The following is a 13,687-nucleotide window of genomic DNA, read 5'->3' as shown; positions in this document are numbered from 1 at the left end:
CTGATATATTCGACCAAAGACAGATCTCGGGATGGAACATGAAGCGGTGCATCGTTGGTATTCATCGACCAGATGGCGCTGATCCTCATTTACCGGGGAGCGAGACGCCGCAGATTTGGTTCAATTCGTTGGCATCACTTGCTGCTGTGCTCTCAGACGACAACCGACGTTTGTTGCGCTTAATCCATGAGAAGCATCCGAAGTCATTAACAGAGCTGGCTGAACTCAGCGGCCGTAAGGTCCCGAATCTGTCACGCACCTTGCGTCTAATGGCGCATTACGGTCTGGTCTCGCTGCAACGCCATGTCCGGGATGTCCAACCGACTGTACTGGCGATCGAGTTCTTGGTCGTGTTGGAATGATGGCATGAACATGAGAGGGAACACGATGGCCAGGATGTGGATGGTACGCGGCGAAGGTGGCAGCCTGTATGAGGCTTTTCGGGAGCGCGGCGTTGCAGCCGTGGGCTGGAGTCGGCTGGCCGCGCATGCCAAACCTGGTGTCGGACGTAAACAGTTGATCGCTCTGTACCAGTCCATCGAACCCCAAGCAAAACAAGGGACTGTTATCTCGGGCGCATCTCAAGTCTGGCGGTTCGTCAATGACATACAGGATGGCGATTGGGTCGTAACCTATTCGCCCGCTAATCGTCTGTACTCAATTGGCAAGGTCTCCGGTCCGGTCGAGCACCATCCCGAGTGGGGCGAGCAAGGCATGTCGCTAGTGCGCAAGGTGCAGTGGCAAGGGCAGGAACTGCCGCGCGACAACTTGGGCACTAGCACCAAATACAGCCTGGGCTCAACCTTGACCCTATTCGAGGTGCCGTCCAATGCAGCGGCCGAAGTGCTGGCCGCGCTGAAGGGTAAACCAGCGCCAACAGTGGAAGATGAAGCCGAGGAAGTCATCGCAGATCCACTCGCCGATATTGAATCGCAGGCACTGGAACGTATCAAGGACCGGGTCAACGAACTGGACTGGGACGACATGCAGCAGCTGGTCGCTGGCATCCTGCGCGCCATGGGCTACAAGACCCAAGTCTCGCCACCTGACTCAGACCGTGGCAAGGACATCGTTGCCTCGCCCGACGGCTTTGGTTTCGAGCATCCGCGGATCGTGGTGGAGGTCAAGCACCGTAAGGGGCAGATGGGCAGCCAAGAAGTACGCAGCTTTCTTGGTGGCCGCCACAAGGATGATCGCGGGCTGTACGTCAGTACTGGCGGTTTCACCAAGGACGCTCAATACGAAGCCGACCGCGCCTCCCATACCGGTGACGATGTGGACACTGGACCATGTGGTCCGCGCACTGATCGAACACTACGACGCAACCGACGCATAGACCAAACGAGTCATTCCGTTGAAGCGGCTGTATTGGCCTGCTTAAAGCTATACACATAAATTCTTCTGGCGCGTACTCCCATCTGAGCCAGGCCCTTTGAACTAGGAAAACCGTATGACCAGTGCCCAACAACGTGCCGCCCTGCAACGTCAAATTTGGGCCATCGCCAATGACGTGCGTGGCGCAGTCGACGGCTGGGATTTCAAGCAATACGTGCTCGGCACCTTGTTTTATCGCTTCATCAGCGAGAACTTCGTTGACTACATCACCGGTGGTGATGGCTCGGTCGATTATGCTGCGATGGAAGATGACGACCCGCTGATTACCGCAGCCAAGGACGACGCAATCAAGACCAAGGGCTATTTCATCGCGCCCAGTCAGTTGTTTAGTAACGTCGCCACCAAGGCCAGCACCAACGATAGTCTGAACACCGATTTGGCACGCATATTTGCCGCCATCGAGAGTTCCGCCAATGGTTACGCCTCCGAGCAGGACATCAAAGGCCTGTTTGCTGACTTCGACACCACTAGCAACCGCCTAGGCAATACCGTTGCCGACAAAAACAAGCGCTTGGCTGATGTGCTCAAGGGTGTGAGCAAACTGGAGTTCGGCAGATTCGATGCCAGTCACATCGACCTATTCGGGGACGCCTACGAGTTCCTCATCTCCAATTATGCGGCCAATGCTGGCAAATCAGGCGGCGAATTCTTTACCCCGCAGTATGTATCCAAGCTGATCGCCCAGTTGGCGATGCACAAGCAGACAAGCGTCAACAAGATCTACGACCCGGCGTGCGGTTCCGGCTCGCTGCTGCTGCAGGCGAAAAAGCATTTCGACGCTCATGTCATCGAGGATGGGTTCTTCGGCCAAGAGGTGAATCACACCACCTACAACCTGGCGCGGATGAACATGTTCTTGCACAACATCAACTATGACAAGTTCAATATCCAGCTCGGCGACACGCTGCGCGCCCCTCACTTCGGTGACGACAAACCCTTCGACGCCATCGTCTCCAATCCGCCGTATTCAGTGAAGTGGATCGGCAGCGACGACCCCACGCTGATCAACGATGACCGCTTTGCTCCGGCCGGCGTGCTGGCGCCCAAGTCCAAGGCAGACTTCGCCTTCGTGTTGCATGCGCTGAGCTACCTTTCAGGCAAGGGCCGCGCGGCCATCGTCTGCTTCCCCGGCATTTTTTACCGAAGTGGCGCCGAACAGAAGATCCGCCAATATTTGGTGGACAACAATTATGTGGAGACGGTGATCTCGCTAGCGTCTAATCTGTTCTTCGGCACTACTATCGCCGTGAACATTCTAGTATTAGCAAAAAACAAAGCTGATACCTCCATCCAGTTCATTGATGCTAGTGCGCTTTTCAAGAAGGGTACAAACAATAATCTGCTGGCAGACGAGCATATCGAGAGAATCATGCAGGTGTTCGATAGCAAGGAGAATGACGATCACTTCGCACGGTCAGTGCCTTTGGAAAAGGTGGCCGCCAACAATTACAACCTGTCGGTCAGCAGTTATGTGGAAACAAGAGATATCCGCGAAGTTGTGGATATTGCCCAGCTTAATGCCAAGCTAAAAACCACGGTCGCAAACATCAAAAAACTGCGCGAAGAGATTGATGCCATCGTCGTGGAGATTGAGGTGTGAGCAAGTTAAAGCGTCTGATTGAGAAATATTGTCCGACAGGGGTTGTCTTTAGAAGCCTTGGAGAACTAGAAGATGCAGGGGTGGTTGCACTGGGTCGAGGCAGCGTCATATCAAAAATCGACTTGTCCGCCTGTCCAGGCGAATACCCTGTTTACTCTTCATCGGCCGCTGGCATTGGTGAGTTTGGCCGTTACGGAAAATTTATGTTTGAAGATGAAAGGATTAGCTGGTCAATAGACGGAGGAGGGCGTTTCTTTTTCCGAGATGTGCACAGGTATTCCGTTACTAACGTTTGTGGATGGCTGAAGGTCAAAGAAAATAATATTTTGAGCACGCGCTTCCTATTTCACGCACTCTCTGCGGCTTGGGCAACGAAATTTTTCGACTACACAAAAAAGGCTCACCCATCTGTTATACGTGAAGAGTACTCGGTTCCCTTTCCCCCTATTGAGGTTCAACAAGAAATCGTCCGCATACTGGACACATTTACCCAGCTTACTGCTGAGCTCACCGCTGAGCTTACATCAGAGCTCACCGCTCGAAAAAAACAATACAAGTACTATCGCGAGCAATTGTTGAGTTTTGAAAAAATGGGCGGGGAAGTGGAATGGAAGGCGCTGGGGGATATTGGCGAGTTCATTCGTGGGAAGCGTTTTACCAAGGCTGATTACGTCGAAGAAGGCGTTAGCGTCATCCACTACGGTGAAATTTATACCCGATATGGTGTGTGGGTGGACCACGCATTTTCAAAGGTTCGAGATGACATGGCAGGTTCGCTGCGTTATGCCGAACCGGGGGATGTGGTGCTAACCGATGTTGGTGAAACTGTTGAAGATGTTGGCAAAGCAGTCGCATGGCTTGGGGATGAGAGGGTTGCGATTCATGATCACTGCTATGCTTTTCGGCATTCAATGAATCCAAAGTTTGTTTCTTACTGTATGCAGACGCAGTATTTCATAGCCAAAAAAGCAAAGCATGTGGCTAGAACCAAGGTCAATACGCTGCTGATCAATGGATTTTCAAAGGTCGAAATTCCGGTCCCATTCCCCAGAGACCCCGATAAGTCACTGGCGGAACAAGCCCGCATCGTCGCCATACTCGATAAGTTCGACGTCCTCACCAACTCCATCAGCGAATGCCTGCCTCGCGAGATCGCGCTGCGTCAGAAGCAGTACGAGCACTACCGAGACCAACTGCTGAGCTTCCCCACGCAGGAAGAGGCGGTGGCCTGAAATGAGCGAGACCCTGACAGAGATCGCTGAGCAGCTAAAGAACGCCAACAAGAAGGTGCAGCTGATCTACGCCTTTAACGGCACTGGCAAGACGCGCCTGTCGCGTGAATTCAAGCAGCTGATTGCACCCAAAGCCAATGGCGAAGAGGGCGATGAGGAAGTCGACGCGCCCGAGCTACCGCGTAACAAGATTCTTTATTACAACGCCTTCACTGAAGACCTATTCTATTGGGATAACGACCTAGCGAGTGATGCCGAGTACAAACTGAAGATTCAGCCCAATTCATATACCAACTGGCTTCTGACGCTACTCAAGGACCTCGGGCAAGATGGAAATATTATTCATTATTTCCAGCGTTATGCGAACGACAAGCTAACGCCGCATTTCGGCGCCAACTTTGACGAAGTCACCTTCTCCCTGGAGCGCGGTAACGAGGAGCATTCCCCTAATATCAAGCTTTCCAAAGGGGAAGAGAGCAATTTCATTTGGAGTGTTTTCTACACCCTGCTGGATCAGGCGGTGACTATTCTCAATGTCGCCGAGTCGAGCGAACGCGAGACCGGCGCCTTTAATCAGCTGGAGTATGTGTTCATTGACGACCCCGTTAGCTCTCTCGATGAAAACCATTTGATTGAGCTGGCAGTAAATCTGGCCAGCCTGATCAAATCAAGCCAGTCCAATCTGAAGTTTATCGTTTCGACGCACAGCCCACTGTTCTACAACGTGCTTTTTAATGAACTGAATGGCAAGACCTGTTACATGCTCGAGCGGTTTGAAGACGGCAGCTTTGTGCTCACTGAAAAACACGGCGACGCCAACAAGAGCTTTTCCTATCACCTGCACCTAAAGCAAACCATTGAGCAGGCGATTGCTGAAAATAAGGTTGAACGGTTTCATTTCACCTTGCTGCGCAACCTCTACGAGAAAACAGCCAGCTTTCTTGGCCACCCGAAGTGGTCCGAGCTTTTGCCTAATGACAAGCAGCTTTATCTGAGCAGAGTTCTCAATTTCACCAGCCACAGTACGCTATCGAATGAAGCGATCGCCCAGCCAACGCCTGCAGAGAAAGCGATGGTTAAACTGTTGCTCGACCACCTGAAGAGCAGCCACCGCTACTGGCAATAGGAACAACAAAATGCTTGAGCACAGCAAGGTCATCGCCGAATCTAACAACTTCATTGTCCTGGATAAATACGCCAAGGAATGGAAAGTTGCCGAGAGCTACCAGAGCGAAGGCGATCTGGAACGCGAGTTCATCCAGGATTTGGTCAATCAGGGCTATGAGCATTCCATAGGTCTTAAGACGATGCCGGCGCTGCTGGCCAATGTGCGCACGCAGTTGCAGGCGCTGAACGGCGTCGAATTTTCCGACGCCGAGTGGGCGCGCTTCGTGGAAAGTTGGCTGGACAAGCCCAGCGACAGTATCCTCGACAAGACCCGCAAGGTTCACGACGATCATGTACATGACTTCGTGTTCGATGACGGGCGCATCCAGAATATCTACCTGCTGGATAAGAAGAACCTGGCTCGCAACAAGATGCAGGTCATCAAACAGTTCGAGCAAGCGGGCAGCCACGCCAACCGCTACGACGTGACGATTCTGGTCAATGGCCTGCCGCTGGTGCAGGTAGAGTTGAAGAAGCGTGGCGTGGCGATCCGCGAAGCCTTCAATCAGGTGCACCGCTACAGCAAGGAGAGCTTCAACACCGACCATTCGCTGTTCAGGTATCTGCAGCTGTTCGTGATCTCCAATGGCACCGATACGCGCTACTTCGCCAACACCACGCGGCGCAACAAGCACAGTTTCGACTTCACCATGAACTGGGCGCAGGCCGACAACAGCCCGATCAAGGATCTGAAGGACTTCACCGCGACCTTCTTCCAGAAGCGCACCCTGCTCGATGTACTGCTCACCTATTCGGTGTTCGACGTCAGCAACACCCTGCTGGTGATGCGCCCGTACCAGATTGCCGCCACCGAGCGCATCCTGTGGAAGATTCGCAGTGCCAGGCAGGCGAAGCGCTGGAACAGCACCGAGGGCGGCGGTTATATCTGGCACACTACTGGCTCGGGCAAGACGCTGACCAGCTTCAAGGCTGCGCGCTTGGCCACTGAGCTGGAGTTCATCGACAAGGTATTCTTCGTGGTGGATCGCAAGGATCTGGATTACCAAACCATGAAGGAGTACCAGCGTTTTTCACCCGACAGCGTCAATGGCTCGGAGAGCACAGCAGGCCTTAAGCGTAATCTGGACAAGGACGACAACAAGATCATCGTCACCACCATCCAGAAGCTAAACAACCTGATGAAGACCGAAGGCGACCTCCCGGTGTACCAGCAGCAGGTTGTGTTCATCTTCGACGAGTGCCACCGCAGCCAGTTTGGCGAGGCGCAGAGGAATCTGAAGAAGAAGTTCAAGCGCTTCTATCAGTTCGGGTTCACCGGCACGCCGATCTTCCCAAAGAATGCGCTGGGCGCGGATACAACCGGTAGCGTGTTTGGCCGCGAGCTGCATTCCTATGTGATCACCGATGCCATCCGTGACGAGAAGGTGCTCAAGTTCAAGGTGGACTACAACGATGTCCGTCCTCAGTTCAAAGCTCTGGAAGCCGAGCAGGACGAGAAGAAACTCAGCGCTGCGGAGAACCGCCAGGCTTTGCTCCACCCCACACGCATCCGCGAAATCTCGCAGTACCTGCTCACGCATTTTCGCCAGAAGACCCATCGTTTGCAGGGGGCAAACAAGGGCTTCAATGCCATGTTCGCGGTGAGCAGCGTTGATGCCGCCAAGGCGTACTACGAGACGCTGCAGAAGCTGCAGGAAGGCAGCGACAAGCCGCTGCGCATCGCCACCATCTTCTCCTTCGCCCCCAATGAAGAACAGGACGCCGTTGGCGACATCGTCGATGAGAGTTTCGAAGTATCGGCGATGGATATCACCGCTAAAGAGTTCCTGAGCGCGGCGATTGCTGACTACAACGCGTTGTTCAAAAGCAGTTTCGGTGTGGACAGCAAGGGCTTCCAGAACTACTACCGCGACCTGGCAAAGCGCGTGAAGGATCAGGAGATCGACCTTCTGATCGTGGTAGGCATGTTCCTGACCGGCTTCGATGCGCCAACGCTCAACACGCTCTTCGTCGACAAAAACCTGCGCTATCACGGCCTGATCCAGGCCTATTCACGCACCAACCGCATCTTCGACGCCACCAAGACTTTCGGTAATATCGTCACCTTCCGCGATCTGGAGCAGGCCACAGTCGACGCCATCACGCTGTTTGGCGACAAGAATACCCGCAACGTGGTGCTGGAAAAAAGTTATAAGGAGTACATGGAGGGCTTCACTGACACGATGACCGGTGAGGCGCGGCGTGGCTTCATGGATGTGGTGACGGAACTGGAGCAGCGTTTTCCCGACCCGGCCAATATCATCAAGGAATCGGAAAAGAAAGCCTTCGCCAAGTTGTTCGGCGATTACCTGCGCGTGGAAAACGTGCTGCAGAACTACGACGAGTTTGCCGCGCTCAAGGCGCTGCAAACGGTCGATATCTGCGACCCTCAGACCGTGGAAGCATTTAAGGTTGAACACCACCTAGATGACGAGAAACTTGCCGAGCTGCAGACCATCCGCCTACCTGTCGAGCGCAAGGTTCAAGACTATCGTTCCACCTACAATGACATCCGAGATTGGCTGCGGCGCGAGAAAGCGGGTAACGAAGTAGGCAAGTCCACCATTGACTGGGACGATGTGGTGTTCGAGGTGGACCTGCTCAAGTCCCAGGAAATTAACCTGGATTACATTCTCGAGCTGATCTTCGAGAAGAACAAGAAGGTTAAGGGCAAGGCGGCGCTGGTCGAGGAGATGCGCCGGGTGATTCGCGCCAGCCTGGGCAATCGCGCCAAAGAAAGCCTGGTGGTGGACTTCATCAACCAGACCGAGCTTGATGGGATTGCTGACAAGGCTAGTGTGATCGACGCTTTTTACACTTTTGCCCAATCAGAACAGCGGCGCGAGGCGCACGAGTTGATCAGCGATGAGGAACTGAATGAAGGGGCAGCTAAACGCTACATCGCCACTTCGCTAAAAAGGGAATTTGCTAGCGATAATGGAACTGAGCTTAATGCCATCTTACCAAAAATGAGTCCGCTTAATCCGAAATATCTCCAGAAGAAGCAAGATGCCTTCCAAAAAATCGCCGCTTTTGTTGAAAAATTCAAAGGTGTAGGTGGAAATTTATAATGCAGCAGCAGGGCGAGTATTTATATCGCACCAAGTGCTTTCAGACAGTTTGCCCTGCCCTAAGATGCAGGTTGAGTGACAATTCGCCCGAGGTGTTGCTGCCTCGGGATCGACGATGCGTTTATACCTGCGCTTTTTTAATTATTGAGTGCTGCCTCGAAAGATTTGGTGAACTCGACAAGGTCACTACCCAAAACCTGACACAGATCACGAAGCTGAACCATATCCAACCGCCTCACCCCCCTCTCCACATCACTCATGAACGATTGCGGCCTTCCCAGCGCGGCAGAGCACTGGGCCTGGGTCATGCCTGATTCAACCCTAATGCGCTTTAACACCTGCAAAAAGATCACGTGCTCGCGTCGATAAATAGCCTTGGTCATAGCCGTGTCCTGGCAAGGTTCGGCTGATCACGCTATATCTGCTTTTGGGATATCTGATTTTCAGTTATTTTATCTGTGCACGTTTGGTTTAGGAGGCTGCATGGGACTTATCTGGGAGTTGTTTCGCGTGGCATGGGCCGTCGGGTGTTTGCCGGTGGGTGCGCTTTTGCTAGTCGTGGTGGTTTTTTCTGGCTTCAACCTGACATTCTTTCTGGGTTTGACTAGTAGCGAAGACCCAGCGATTCGGTGGATGTTCTGGGTCTTGGTTCTCTACTTCGTCGGGGGCGGATGGCTGTTCTCGCGAGTCAACCAGAGCTATGCCGATAAGCTGAGAAAAATGGTTGTCGGCTATCAGGTTGAAGGGTTCCATCCGCAGGTAGAGGTGTTCGCTAAGATCAATGACGCCTACGTTGGTGTCGACCTGCAATCGAAAAGGTTGCTGGCCTACCCCGTTGGTCAGGGCGGTCATCTCTTCCGTTTGGATGAGATTCGCTCCTGGCGCATCCTTCCAGTCGGCAAGAGCAACCATCGGTTGGAGCTGTTGACCAGCGATTTGGCAATTCCGACGTTTAGCCTCGCGCTTAAAGCGGCCGACGTGACCAATACGGAGGCACGGCTGCATTCAATCTTCAGCACTTAGCTGGATGATGGAGCCTTCACTTAGCTATTCGGAGTGGCCCGATGACCGACGTAACGGCAGGCAGTGTTTGGCAGGTAGATATCGCTCAACTGAAGCAAGCCAACGCCACCATGCGTTTGGCGAATCAAGCGCTCGCCTCTGACGATGTTGCCGTCCTATCCACTCTTGGTTTTTCGCTCGCTCACATTCGAGAGCTAAGGCGCAAAGGCGGCTTCAGAACCTCTTCCATTGCGCAGAACACCCGAATGATCAATTGCCTACAACAAAGGGAATCTGCCCATGCTGACTAACCACACCCCATTGAGAATCGCGTCGGGCGTCCTGGCGGCTGCGACCATCGATTCTGTCCGCCGATCGACTTCGTATCACGCCTGCGGCTGGCAGATTCTTGACCGCTGGGCGTTTAATTCTCCGGAGCAGCTTCGCGCACTCGAATCGCAGGGAGAGCTGCTGCTTTTAGGGCGGTTGCTTGAACAGCAAGTCGTCGAGCATGAGGCGCTTATTTCGCCCCTCGGATTGGCGCAGCGTAGGCGGGGGCTTGCAGAGCATGAGGTTCTGGCGTTGTCAGGCATCTCTACCGAGATGTGAACCATCGATGGCATGGTGTTCTACCAAAATTTTGCGGCCAGCGGCCGTGGTGGGGTCTCGGGGCTTGCCCTGAGCAGGTAAGGTAGGCAAAGCAAGGGAGTACAACGACTGAAGCGTTGCCGGTTGTGCGCACGCCATTCATGGCGGTAGCACAAACCCTACCTTGTCCCAGCTCTTATCCACCAAATGGTTGCAGCCGTCGTGGACGATGTCGGTGACTAAAAATTGGCTGTACGTTGTTACTGGATTTCTTAGCCCTCGATGAATAAAAGCATCATTGAGCAGGGGGCAGAGGGAATCGTCCAATGACTCGATAAACACGAGAGTCAGACGTCATCGATCTAACAAAATTGATCATCCGAATTTTTTGCGAAGTGAGCGCGGTGATTTTCAGACAACACCGCAGCAAGACGCTGTACGAAGCAGGGCGTTGCCTGTAATGGTGTCAAAAATTTGAAGTGCGCGCGATTGCCGTTGGTGGCTGTGCGTGCATCGCTCGGGTAAGAAGAGAAAAACACCTCGCAGCACAGGGACGGGTCGATCTTTTGATGCTGAGGGAGGCATGCGGTAGAAAAATCTGGGCATGTCATCCACAACTGGAGTAAACGCTATGAGTGAAAGCTGGCTGAAGAAAATGTGGTCGCTTGCACTACGACGGAAATCTGTAGACGCGGTGAACGGTGGTAAGCCGTTTACCAGGTGCGGAACCCTAATGGTCTATGCGGGAGAGCTCAAGCTGATACCTGAGCTCATTCCCGAGTCAAAGCCTGCCAGACGCTCCACGCTGTCGGATTCAGACTGAATGCAGCATCTCCGGGCGGCTGAACGCATGTCAGTAAAAGTGGAACGGCTTAACTGATACGCACCTTGGGTAGCCGGTGCACAGCGCTAGCTGCTCAGACTATCCTCCTGCTCAAACAGAGCTCTGGCAGAGGGGCCATAGGTCGCGATGACATTCTCGATGGGATCCCGGTCGTTACAGTTCAAACTGCGGGTCAGGTCGAAGAGGGTGTTCCGCTCTGCTTTCCATTGGCTGATTATTTCAACATTCGGTTGGGCTTTCTTCCGCTCGTAGAAAATCGACTCGGAACGGAGCGCTATCAAGCAACCCAATACGTCCTGAGCGATTTCTAATCGATGAGCATCTGACGGTTGGATCATCGTTGAGACCTCCTGCGGATCGTTATCATGATCAGTATGGGACCTGCGAGCTTCGAAATTTTTGATGGCTTCGTAATCGATGTTCATAGTCACTGTATTCGACTGCTGTGAACGGTATCGAATGTTAGCTGGAGGGCATCCCGCCATCTAGGCCACGCTTTGACAGATGCTATTGTTAGGTTAAGAATGGCAGCATGCGAAAAACAGAAACAGAGACCCTGGGTATTGAAGAGTATGAGGCATTCGAGCTTGTGGCTCGTGAGTTCCATGCACACTTTGCAAGCGGGCGGAAACATTTTGCTGCGCGAGTGCCCCAAAATTTAGTGAACTATTTGTTCACTGGCATTTTGCGGAAATCACGGCTGCCGAAAATTCAGCTTGAAGATGCCATCTCTGAATTAGAGCTTGGTGTCGAGGCTAGGACGTTGCGGCGGTACACCAGCGGGCATGCCCGGATGACATGGTGGACGTTTCAACGACTGGTATTCTGGGCTCGGGAGCAGCGGTGGATTAGTACATGGGTGTGCTGCGATTTGATATCGAAAGCCTATCTCTGTGAGGTTGCTCAAATCAGCGCGCGCGAGCTTTTGAACGAGCGTAAACGCTTAGTTTCACCTACTGCTATCCACAGAGAGGAAATGGCCACGCGCTTTTACAAAAACCTTGCACTCAAGGACTTGGAGCTAGAGATAAAGGCAGTTCCCTCCATTCGACGATACGATGAAGTTAGGAAGCTCGCACGCTCATTGGGTTTAGATGCGACTGATTAGCCTCAGGCCTGGTTGGCCTAGCGCTTTGGCCCTAGGGCTCAAGTGATCCTCAAACGTGTTTATCTCGCAATGCCCGGTGACACTGGCAGCTGGATCGACTTTGGCAGCTTGGTAGCAGACCGTCAGGTCGCTTCGAGGTGCCATGACTTACATTAGGGGCACCTTCCGCGATCAAGCTAATGCCATCACCAATCAGGCTCCAGCTCTGTGCTGAGGTGGAGACCCATGATCCTGGCCTTGCGGTATCTCAATGGCTCTGCATTGATCTCTAAGGCAACGAGACGATTGGCAACGGCCACTAGACTGTTGAATCGCTCGTTGTGAATAGCTACATACGCAACCAGTCTTTTGCCAGACGCCTGCATTGAGCCGATGCAGCTAGCCGCTGCCTTTCGGTCTAGGAGTAGCGGGTCAACGTATAGGTAGCATTCCAATGTCGGATATTTGAACGCTTCGGGATATCGGATGGAGCCATGCAGCTTCATCGAAGCATGCTCTGAATAATGGTCACCGATTACCCTGGTATCGGCATGCGTGGCCATGCCAAAGGACCACGACATACCCCATTGCCAAATCCGGGCTTGTACGGTTATTCGATCAGTTATTGCACGGCTTCGACTAGTCATAGCATTCCTCCTCTCGAATTGGACTGACTTCTGCCATGACCTGCTACCTGCTACCTGCTGCTCACGGCGAATCGAGCCTGTTCAAATGTTCAGCCAGATACATGGTGAGTGCCGTTGCGTCCTGCGGCTTACCCGATGCAGATCGATACCTTTCTGCCATCGCACTGACAACAAGCTGCCCCCCATTTCGGAGCTTTCCTAAGGTCTTTGCCTTCACCAGTGCTTTGTAAACATCCGTCTGATATTCGGTGGGGATTCCGGACATGTCCAGCTTATAAGAAGAGCGACTGGTCGTTTTGGTTTCAGTTGATAGTTTAGGTTTAGGTTGAGGTTTGGAGTTATGCCGGGCTTGGTCCGATATGGTATCGATACCGCATGCTTGTGGTATCGATACATCTCCTACCGCTGGGTTTGAGCGCGGGAGGAGGGCATCATTGATCAAGCGTTGCTGACCATTGTCCAGTCTGTCGTGGAAATCGCGCATGAAATCATCAAGCCATTCGCTGGGGATGCGGCGAATTTCCTCAACCGCTCTTGCTCTTAGTTTCGGCCCTGTCACCTGCGTGGCAGTGTGGTGATCCCACCATATACGCACCCAAACGACATATTTCACCTGGTCGTATTTAGCGAGACCTTGATCCTGGAGGCGATGCATGACTTGCAACCATTGTTCTGCCGTCCAGCCAATCTCAGCTCCTGCAATGCGAGGCACGAGGGGGTACACGCCAGTGATATTGCTGTCAGGGGCCGTTAGCAGATGCAGCAATGCCACCTTGTCCTCGGTGCTGCAATTCAAAAGGCGTGGTGAGCGCCAAAAATTTTGGTCCCTGATGGTTCGTTGTCTACCCATCTTCACGGCTCCTGCCGCAGATGTCGGGCGATGGCGTAATGGACGATCATTGCCGCGCCTCCACCTGCGCTTTCTTGGTCGGCCTCCCTGTACGTTTTGGATTTGTTGAGGCAGTTGGCATGGATGGGCGATGAAAGCTTTCAGTATTGCCCGTGCGCATCCACTCTCTTAGATCGCCTAGTCTCCATCTCAGCCTTGACAGGC

The 13,687-nt window shown here is 53.1% G+C and carries 12 protein-coding genes and 1 pseudogene; 10 read left to right on the top strand and 3 right to left on the bottom strand.

Annotation, left to right across the window (positions count from 1 at the left end):
• The first annotated feature begins 38 nt into the window (after positions 1 to 38).
• The 6 genes and pseudogenes from L4G42_RS07405 (at position 39) to L4G42_RS07380 (ending at position 8,465) form a co-directional block, all read left to right on the top strand.
• A complete protein-coding gene (locus tag L4G42_RS07405; protein ID WP_237260711.1) occupies positions 39 to 362 on the top strand; it encodes an HVO_A0114 family putative DNA-binding protein in 324 nt (107 codons plus the stop codon).
• Between the two features lie 25 nt (positions 363 to 387).
• A pseudogene (locus tag L4G42_RS07400) lies at positions 388 to 1,336 on the top strand (restriction endonuclease).
• Between the two features lie 114 nt (positions 1,337 to 1,450).
• Positions 1,451 to 2,995 (top strand): type I restriction-modification system subunit M, encoded by a 1,545-nt coding sequence (locus tag L4G42_RS07395; RefSeq protein WP_237260708.1) that lies wholly within the window; start codon positions 1,451 to 1,453, stop codon positions 2,993 to 2,995.
• Positions 2,992 to 4,227: a restriction endonuclease subunit S gene (locus tag L4G42_RS07390; protein WP_237260706.1), complete on the top strand. Its 1,236-nt coding sequence runs from the start codon at positions 2,992 to 2,994 to the stop codon at positions 4,225 to 4,227. The genes L4G42_RS07395 and L4G42_RS07390 overlap by 4 nt, the downstream gene beginning before the upstream one ends.
• Position 4,228: 1 nt before the next feature.
• The gene (locus L4G42_RS07385) at positions 4,229 to 5,353 is read left to right on the top strand and encodes an ATP-binding protein (RefSeq protein WP_237260704.1); all 1,125 of its coding nucleotides are present in this window, start codon (positions 4,229 to 4,231) and stop codon (positions 5,351 to 5,353) included.
• Between the two features lie 10 nt (positions 5,354 to 5,363).
• Positions 5,364 to 8,465 (top strand): type I restriction endonuclease subunit R, encoded by a 3,102-nt coding sequence (locus L4G42_RS07380; protein ID WP_237260702.1) that lies wholly within the window; start codon positions 5,364 to 5,366, stop codon positions 8,463 to 8,465.
• Positions 8,466 to 8,602: 137 nt separating this feature from the next.
• Here L4G42_RS07380 and L4G42_RS07375 read toward each other — a convergent pair whose 3' ends face one another.
• Complete coding sequence (locus tag L4G42_RS07375) at positions 8,603 to 8,848, bottom strand: helix-turn-helix domain-containing protein (RefSeq protein WP_237260700.1); 246 nt, start codon at positions 8,846 to 8,848, stop codon at positions 8,603 to 8,605.
• Positions 8,849 to 8,948: 100 nt separating this feature from the next.
• On the opposite strand from L4G42_RS07375, the gene L4G42_RS07370 reads away from it, so the two are divergent.
• The 3 genes from L4G42_RS07370 to L4G42_RS07360 are packed head-to-tail and all read left to right on the top strand — an operon-like array spanning position 8,949 to position 10,076.
• Positions 8,949 to 9,488 carry a hypothetical protein gene (locus tag L4G42_RS07370; RefSeq protein WP_237260698.1) on the top strand — a complete coding sequence of 180 codons (540 nt, stop codon included), beginning with the start codon at positions 8,949 to 8,951 and terminating at the stop codon, positions 9,486 to 9,488.
• A gap of 41 nt (positions 9,489 to 9,529) precedes the next feature.
• Positions 9,530 to 9,778 carry a hypothetical protein gene (locus tag L4G42_RS07365; protein WP_237260696.1) on the top strand — a complete coding sequence of 83 codons (249 nt, stop codon included), beginning with the start codon at positions 9,530 to 9,532 and terminating at the stop codon, positions 9,776 to 9,778.
• Positions 9,768 to 10,076 (top strand): hypothetical protein, encoded by a 309-nt coding sequence (locus L4G42_RS07360; protein WP_237260694.1) that lies wholly within the window; start codon positions 9,768 to 9,770, stop codon positions 10,074 to 10,076. Before L4G42_RS07365 ends, L4G42_RS07360 begins: the two co-directional genes overlap by 11 nt.
• An 888-nt stretch (positions 10,077 to 10,964) precedes the next feature.
• On the opposite strand, the gene L4G42_RS07355 is transcribed toward L4G42_RS07360, so the two are convergent.
• Complete coding sequence (locus L4G42_RS07355) at positions 10,965 to 11,324, bottom strand: hypothetical protein (protein ID WP_237260692.1); 360 nt, start codon at positions 11,322 to 11,324, stop codon at positions 10,965 to 10,967.
• Positions 11,325 to 11,431: 107 nt separating this feature from the next.
• Here L4G42_RS07355 and L4G42_RS07350 point away from each other — a divergent pair, with 107 nt between their 5' ends.
• The gene (locus L4G42_RS07350) at positions 11,432 to 12,007 is read left to right on the top strand and encodes a hypothetical protein (protein WP_237260690.1); all 576 of its coding nucleotides are present in this window, start codon (positions 11,432 to 11,434) and stop codon (positions 12,005 to 12,007) included.
• A gap of 687 nt (positions 12,008 to 12,694) precedes the next feature.
• Here L4G42_RS07350 and L4G42_RS07345 read toward each other — a convergent pair.
• Positions 12,695 to 13,483 (bottom strand): hypothetical protein, encoded by a 789-nt coding sequence (locus L4G42_RS07345; protein WP_237260688.1) that lies wholly within the window; start codon positions 13,481 to 13,483, stop codon positions 12,695 to 12,697.
• Between the last annotated feature and the right edge of the window lie 204 nt (positions 13,484 to 13,687).

Origin of the sequence: Pseudomonas petrae (assembly GCF_021728295.1) — a bacterium.
Taxonomy (GTDB): domain Bacteria; phylum Pseudomonadota; class Gammaproteobacteria; order Pseudomonadales; family Pseudomonadaceae; genus Aquipseudomonas; species Aquipseudomonas petrae.
The sequence above is the reverse complement of the archived record's forward strand: the minus strand, read 5'-3'. Positions and strand labels throughout refer to the sequence as shown.